We start from the raw sequence: 3046 nt of genomic DNA, 5'->3' as shown, positions 1-3046 counted from the left end.
ACCTCTGGCCGTGGGACTGTCCCCCGGGTCCTCCGGGGTGGGCAACGGAGAATTCCAGGCGAGTCATTCCACCTGGCGGCGCGGTCCGCTTCGTCGCCTTGACGCGGGGCGGCCAGGGCGCCGGACCTGGGGAGTCCGGGGAATAGCACGCGCGCCAGCGTGTCCAGACATCCGGAATCCTTGTCCAAAGTCTGTCGGACGTGCCGGGTCACCCGGGGTCGGTGCGGCCCGTGGGACGTCCCGCGTAGCGGGGAATCGTGAACACTCACATCGGCCGCGGGTCGCAATGCTCACTTCCCGCCTTGACGCTGCGAGGAATTTCTTTAAAGAATGCACGCACGTCCTCTTCTTCTTGGAAGATGGCGTATGTACCGGGCCTCGCGTTCCCCAACCGCGGAACCGGTGCGTGACGTCCCAGTTGAGCCCCGCGCGCCGCGTTCCCCCTCTCGGCGCGCGGTGGCCCCTGGGACTTCCACCCCGCTCCACGCTCCTCATCAGGTCCCCTCGAGGCTTCGAGTGTCCACGTCCGCCTTCGTCCTGCCCGTCTCGCTGGCCCTGCAACTGCTTACGTCCGCGGCGCCGCCGTCCCCCCAGAACACCGCCACCGCTCCGTCCCAGGAGCCCGCGCCGAAGTCCCCGGCCACCTCGTCGGTGAAGGCCGTGCCCCCGGCCGTGACGAAGCTGACCGCCGCGCAGCAGGCAACGGCGGCGAAGCTGATGGGCCCCGCGCTCTCGGAGGGCCACGCGTACGCGCGGCTGGCGGAGCTGACGGACGGCATCGGGCCGCGCCTGTCCGGCTCCGAGTCCGCGGAGGCCGCGGTGCAGTGGGCCCTGCGCGCCTTCAAGGAGGACGGGGTGAAGGCGTGGAAGGAGCCGGTGAAGGTGCCGCACTGGGTGCGCGGCGAGGAGCACGGCGAAATCCTCGCCTCGGAGCGCACGCGCGGCCTGCCCCTGGCGCTGCTGGCCCTGGGCGGCAGCGCGCCCACTCCGCCGGAGGGCATCACGGCGGAGGTGGTGGAGGTGGGCTCCCTGGAGGAGCTGGCGGCGCTGGGCGACAAGGTGAAGGGCCGCATCGTGTTCTTCAACCACACCATGTCGGAGGCGGCGGACTACGGCCGCTTCGCGGGGCTGCGGGGCCGGGGTCCGGCGGCGGCGGCGAAGCAGGGCGCGGTGGCCGCGCTGGTGCGCTCGCTGGCCACGGCGTCGCTGCGCTCCCCGCACACCGGCTCCACGCGCTTCGATGAAGGCGGCCCGCGCCTGCCCGCGGCGGCGGTGTCGGTGGAGGACGCGCTCACGCTGCACCGGATGCTCCAGGGCGGGGCGGTGAAGGTGCGCCTGGTGCTGGGGTGCTCGGACCTGCCGGAGGCGGACTCGTCCAACGTGGTGGCGGAGGTGCGCGGCCGCGAGAAGCCGGACGAGGTGGTGCTCCTGGGCGCCCACCTGGACTCGTGGGACGTGGGCACGGGCGCGCACGACGACGGCGCGGGCGTGGTGATGGTGATGGAGGCCGCGCGGCTCATCGCCAGATTGCCCCAGGCGCCCCGGCGCACGGTGCGCGTGGTGCTGTTCATGAACGAGGAGAACGGCCTGCGCGGAGGCCGCGCGTACGCGGAGGCGCACGCGAAGGAGCTGTCCAAGCACGTGGCCGCCATCGAGATGGACGCGGGCGGCGGGCGTCCCCTGGGCGTGAGCCTGCACGCGGGGCCGGGCGGTGAGGCCCTGATGCGTCCGTGGCTGGCGCCGCTGGAGGGGCTGGGGGCCGCGAAGTTCCTGGTGGGCCACGCGACGGGCGCGGACCTGAGCCCCATGGAGCCCGCGCGCGTGCCCTTCGTGGGCGTGCGGGTGGACAGCAGCCGCTACTTCGACGTGCACCACTCCATGGCGGACACGCTGGACAAGGTGGACCCGCAGGACCTGTCGCGCAGCACCGCCGCGGTGACGTGGATGGCGTACGCGCTGGCGGAGTCGCCGGGCCTGCTCGCGCGCCCCACCGCGCCGGAGTCGGACACGCCGCCTCCGCCGAAGAAGTAGGGCGTGCTCAGGCCTTTCGCGGTCTGCCCTGCCGCAGCGGCAGCTCCGGCAACAGCAGCGTGACGAACAGGGCCGCCAGCGCGACGAAGATGGCGAAGCGGTACACCGCCATCGTCGCGCGGGTGAAGGACTCCTTGAGCGCGCGCTCCACGCGGTCCACGGTGGAGAGCGCGCGGGCCTCGTCCGCGTCCACGCGCGCGCGGGCCTCGGGGCCTTCACCCAAGGCCTGACGCCGCTCCTCGGCGAAGCCTTCCCGCAGCTTCGCCTTCACCTGCTCCGGGTGGAACCGCTGGCCCTGCGGCGCGCCTTCCCCTCCGCCCAGGCTCCCGGGGGCCGACGCGTGCAGTTCCTGCCGCACGTCCGCGGGCAGGCCGTGCGTGGCCTGCTGCGTGCGCGACTGCATCTCCCGCCCCAGCGTTCCCGCGAACACGGTGCCCAGCAGCGCCACGCCCACCGTCATGCCCAGCTGCCGGAAGAACGTCGTCGCGGACGTGGCCACGCCAATGCGCTGGGGCGGCACGGAGTTCTGCACCGCCACGGTGTAGAGCGGGATGGACGGGCCCAGCCCCAGGCCCACCAGCACCATCTTCACCGTGACCTCCGCCTGGCTGGAGTCGGGCGTCAGCGTGAAGGCCATCACCGCGAAGCCGCCCATGAGGAACACCAGCGCCCCCACCATCAGCACCTTGTAGCGGCCCATCCGCGACACCAGCTGCCCGGACAGCACGTTGCCCGCCACCACGCCCAGCGTCAGCGGCGTGAGCGTCAGCCCGGAGTGCGTCGCGGACAGCCCCACCACGTTCACCATGAACAGCGGCAGGAACGTGACGGACGCCAGGAACACCGCGCCAATGATGAACACCGCCGCGTTGCCCGCGGAGAACGCGCGCAGGCGGAACAGCGACGGCTCCAGCAGCGGCTCCTTCGCCCGGCGCTCGCGCCACACGAACAGCCCCAGCCCCACCGCCGACAGCGTGAACAACCCCAGGATGGGCGCGGAGCCCCACGCGAACCC

2 protein-coding genes are annotated in these 3046 nt (G+C 72.9%); one reads left to right on the top strand and one right to left on the bottom strand.

The genetic code is table 11. The features are described from left to right. Window positions 1–516 precede the first annotated feature (516 nt). On the top strand, window positions 517–2031 hold the full coding sequence (locus D7X55_RS37960; protein ID WP_121725586.1) for a M20/M25/M40 family metallo-hydrolase: 1515 nt from the start codon (window positions 517–519) through the stop codon (window positions 2029–2031). A gap of 7 nt (window positions 2032–2038) precedes the next feature. On the opposite strand, the gene D7X55_RS37955 is transcribed toward D7X55_RS37960, so the two are convergent. After that, a partial coding sequence (locus tag D7X55_RS37955) for an MFS transporter (RefSeq protein WP_121725585.1) occupies window positions 2039–3046 on the bottom strand: 1008 nt, incomplete at its 5' end.

The sequence above is a fragment of the Corallococcus sp. AB049A genome (genome assembly GCF_003668885.1).
GTDB lineage: Bacteria > Myxococcota > Myxococcia > Myxococcales > Myxococcaceae > Corallococcus > Corallococcus interemptor.
This window is presented reverse-complemented; position numbering and strand designations above follow the sequence as displayed.